This is a genomic window from Sphaerospermopsis kisseleviana CS-549, assembly GCF_028329225.1.
In the GTDB taxonomy this organism is placed as follows: domain Bacteria; phylum Cyanobacteriota; class Cyanobacteriia; order Cyanobacteriales; family Nostocaceae; genus Sphaerospermopsis; species Sphaerospermopsis kisseleviana.
In genome coordinates this window covers 1-3,583 of record NZ_JAQMTI010000202.1, presented here as the reverse complement: position 1 = coordinate 3,583, position 3,583 = coordinate 1, and the positions used below count along the sequence as shown (strand labels likewise).

At 40.7% G+C, this 3,583-nt stretch carries 3 protein-coding genes and 1 riboswitch; all 3 genes read right to left on the bottom strand.

Annotated elements, in window-relative coordinates:
• Positions 1-264: 264 nt before the first annotated feature.
• The 3 genes from PN497_RS16385 to cobG are packed head-to-tail and all read right to left on the bottom strand — an operon-like array spanning position 265 to position 3,183.
• Complete coding sequence (locus PN497_RS16385) at positions 265-969, bottom strand: precorrin-2 C(20)-methyltransferase (RefSeq protein ID WP_096568153.1); 705 nt, start codon at positions 967-969, stop codon at positions 265-267.
• Complete coding sequence (locus PN497_RS16380; RefSeq protein ID WP_096568155.1) at positions 966-1,595, bottom strand: precorrin-8X methylmutase; 630 nt, start codon at positions 1,593-1,595, stop codon at positions 966-968. The genes PN497_RS16385 and PN497_RS16380 overlap by 4 nt, the downstream gene beginning before the upstream one ends.
• 25 nt (positions 1,596-1,620) lie before the next feature.
• Positions 1,621-3,183, bottom strand: coding sequence for a precorrin-3B synthase (gene cobG / locus PN497_RS16375; protein ID WP_096572684.1), 1,563 nt, complete (start codon positions 3,181-3,183; stop codon positions 1,621-1,623).
• A 38-nt stretch (positions 3,184-3,221) separates the two neighbouring features.
• Positions 3,222-3,448, bottom strand: a riboswitch (cobalamin riboswitch).
• Between the last annotated feature and the right edge of the window lie 135 nt (positions 3,449-3,583).

The window sequence follows — 3,583 nt, the reverse complement described above, 5'->3', positions numbered from 1 at the left end:
TGGTGGTAGTCTTTTTGAGAAACTTAATTGGAACACAATCGCGTCTGGCTAAGGCGTGAAAGTCTACTGAGGGATAACTGCTCCCATGCTCCCGTTGAAGTAGAAAGTAAAGTCTAGTTTTGTCTAGGTTTTATATAGCAGGTAACATATATTCTTTATCCTGACTCCTGTACGGGCGAAGCATTCGGGTGATAAATTATCAATTGTTGTCTAAGGATATTTTCCGAATGCTTCGCCCCTACGACTCCTGACTCCTTGAACTCCTTAAAGTCTTTGCTTAGTCGGAATAACGATCATCGAGAAATAAGGAACTTGTTCGGGATCTACTTCATCTAAAGGTAAAATTCTTTGCTGTGTGGTTGTTGCCCGTTCAATATATTTTGCCCGTGAAGCTAGTCCTAATTGATGCAGGATATCACGCACTTTGACAAAGTGACGACCAAGTTTCATGATTGCCGCTGCATCTGTGGCTAAAAGCTGGGCAGTTAGCATTTCCGTGGGCAGGGTAGCAGGTAGAACTGTAAGAATATCGTTGTAGTAGGTGAAGGGTACACCCAAGGATACTGGACAGGCCATTAAGGAAGAAATGCCAGGAACAACTTCCGTCTGATACTGGTCAGATAAACGAGTGAAGATATACATGAAAGAACCGTAAAAAAACGGATCGCCTTCACACAATACAACGACATCCCGACCGGCGGCTAGATGTTCACCTATGGGTTCAACTTCTTTGTCATAAATGGCTTGGGCTTTTTCTGGTTCTAGGGCGCGGGGAAGATGATATAAAACTTCAATTTGATTACCGGGTAAGTATGGCGACACGATTTTTCTGGCGATACTTTCCCGATCTATTGCTGACTGATAGGCAATAACAGAGGCCGAACGTATTAAGCGTAATGCTTTTAATGTCAATAGTTCTGGATCTCCAGGACCAACACCAACTCCATACAGACGACCTTTTGAGTTCATATTTCTTCCTCGGTTGCTATGGCGTTAACGGCAGCAGAAGCGATCGCACTGCCTCCTCTTCGTCCATGTAAAGTCATAAATGGCACACCACGACTATCTTCTGCTAAAGCGACTTTTGATTCGGCCGCACCGACAAACCCCACGGGAAAGCCTAAAATTAATGCCGGACGTGGTACTCCCTCATCTAGCATTTCCAATAATCTAAATAAGGCTGTGGGTGCATTACCAATGGCCACAACTGCCCCATCTAAATGAAAACGCCACAGTTCTAAAGCTGCTGCTGATCGAGTATTTCCCAGGCGTTTGGCTATTGTTGGTACTTCTGGATCATTCAAAGAACAAATAATTGCGTTATTGGTGGGTAATCTTTTTCTGGTAATGCCTTGTGCAACCATGTGACAGTCGCATAAAATCGGTGCGCCAGATGCTAAGGCTTTTCTACCTGCATCCACGGCATTGAGTGAATATGCTAACTCTGGAACTATATCCGGCATTCCACAGGCATGAATTAAACGAACAGCAATTTGCGCTACATCATCCGGTAGGGTATCTAATTTAGCTTCTGAGCGAATAATGGCAAAAGATTTTCTGTATATTTCCTCGGCATCGCGTATATAATTATACATAGTTTCGATATTTGGAATTTGAGACTTAAATGGATTGAACAGTGAACAATTGTTTGAGTTCAGATATATCATAACGATTGGCAAATTCTCTAAATGATTCTTGAGAACTAACCCGTTTCATTTGATACACTTTTAACATTCGTTCCATGAGTTGAGGTAATTCGGCAAAAGTCACATTTTCATAAATTGGACGACCAAATTGTTGTAAGGTATCGTCACCAAGATACACTTGATATCCTTCCCTGGATTCATTTTCTGCCTCAATTTTCACTCCTAGCAATGTAATATCACTTTGATGATGTTGAGCGCAAGATTTAACACACCCACTAAAATGAATATTAATAGCAGAATCTAAGGTGATGTGAGTTTCTAAATATTCTCCTAATGTTAAAGCGTGAGTTTTGGTGTCTGTTGCAGCAGCAGCACAACCCCGCTTTCCTGAACAGGAAACTAACCCGCTTTTAATGTTGGTAGCTGAATAACTCAGTTCTAGATGGGCAATTTCTCTTTGCACTTGTGCAATGTGTTCTTGGGCAATATCTGTGATTAGTAAATTCTGCCAAGGTGTGAGTCTGAGATTACTATTACCATATTTGGCGGCTAAATCAGCTAAACCCCGCATTTGCCAAGTTTGCAACCGTCCCAAGGGTAAAACAACACCGATATAATATAATCCTGATTGTTTCTGTTCATGTATGCCAATATGGTACATTTCTTGATTATTTTGATTATTATGTTTAGCTTCATCATGTAAATTTGCGAGTTTGCTTATTTGTGTGAGATTTTGAGATGCTATTTCTTTGGCTACCTGTAAATTATTTGCAGTTAAATACTCTGTAGCTTGTTGTAAATAATTTTCCCAGCCCAAATTATCAATAACCTCCCGCAAGCGTGGTTTACGCCGGCTACTAGGATCTGTATGCTGTAAGTAAACCTCCGCTAAAGCACCTAAAAATGGTATACATTGTGCGGGCGTTAATAAAATTCCTGTATTTATAAAAAATTTTTCTTTTTCACCACCACAAAAATGCAAAATGAGATATACTAGTTTATGTCCCCATTTCCCCGTAGGAAAGAACTTCGGTTCTTTCCTACCCCCCTGATCAATATCAACAGCCGCTAAAGTGATATCATTGGGGAAGTGTTTGAGAGAAAGTTTTCCACCACCATCGAAGCCAACGCTAAATTTTGCCGAAAGTCCGCCTAAATGGGAATTTTCTGTGATGTATTCATCCCAAGCTTTCACCAGAGGATGAGTATCTATTAATTCTTGAGAGTCTATACCCGTAATGGGACTCGTCATAATATTGCGAATATGGTCTACAGCAGGATTAATAGAACCTAATCCCATTTTTTGTAATTGCTGGAGAATATCAATATTTATTTCTTGTTTAATTTCTCTGATTTGTAAATTAGCGCGATTGGTAACATCAACATAGCCGCCTCCATAATTATCCGCTATATTGGCGATCGCGTGTAGCTGTTCACTATTCAAAATGCCACCGGGTATTCTTAGGCGAGATAAGATGCCATCTTGGGCTGGTGTGGTGTAAAATAAACCTGGACAAGCTGTAAATGGACTTAACAAAATGGTCACTCCTTCCCCGTGCGACGCGGAGACAGAACAGGGATAAATTTCCTAGAGTTGGCATTCTGACTTGTTCAATTTGGGATTTTAGATTTTGGATTTTCTGATTACCCTTATTTTGCTACAAGGTTTTTCTCAGTATCAATTATCTAAAATCAGCAATCTAAAATCTGACATTGCTTTACAGCTGCGGCACAGTCCCGGAATTTAACCGGAGTTTCCCAAATCTAAGATTTTGAATTATACCACAAGAAAGAATTTTTGGAAAGGTAATGGGTAATGGGTAATGGGTAATGGGTAATTAGGTTATTCATCTTCCCCCAGTCACCAGTCACCAGTCCCCAGTCACCAGTCCCCAGTCACCAGTCCCCTTTAAACCAGTGTAATAGCTGTTACTTCG

What these genes read in the sequence shown, in the direction of transcription:
- PN497_RS16385 (WP_096568153.1), bottom strand. Translation starts at nt 969, where the DNA reads ATGAACTCAAAAGGTCGTCTGTATGGAGTTGGTGTTGGTCCTGGAGAT.
- PN497_RS16380 (WP_096568155.1), bottom strand. Translation starts at nt 1,595, where the DNA reads ATGTATAATTATATACGCGATGCCGAGGAAATATACAGAAAATCTTTT.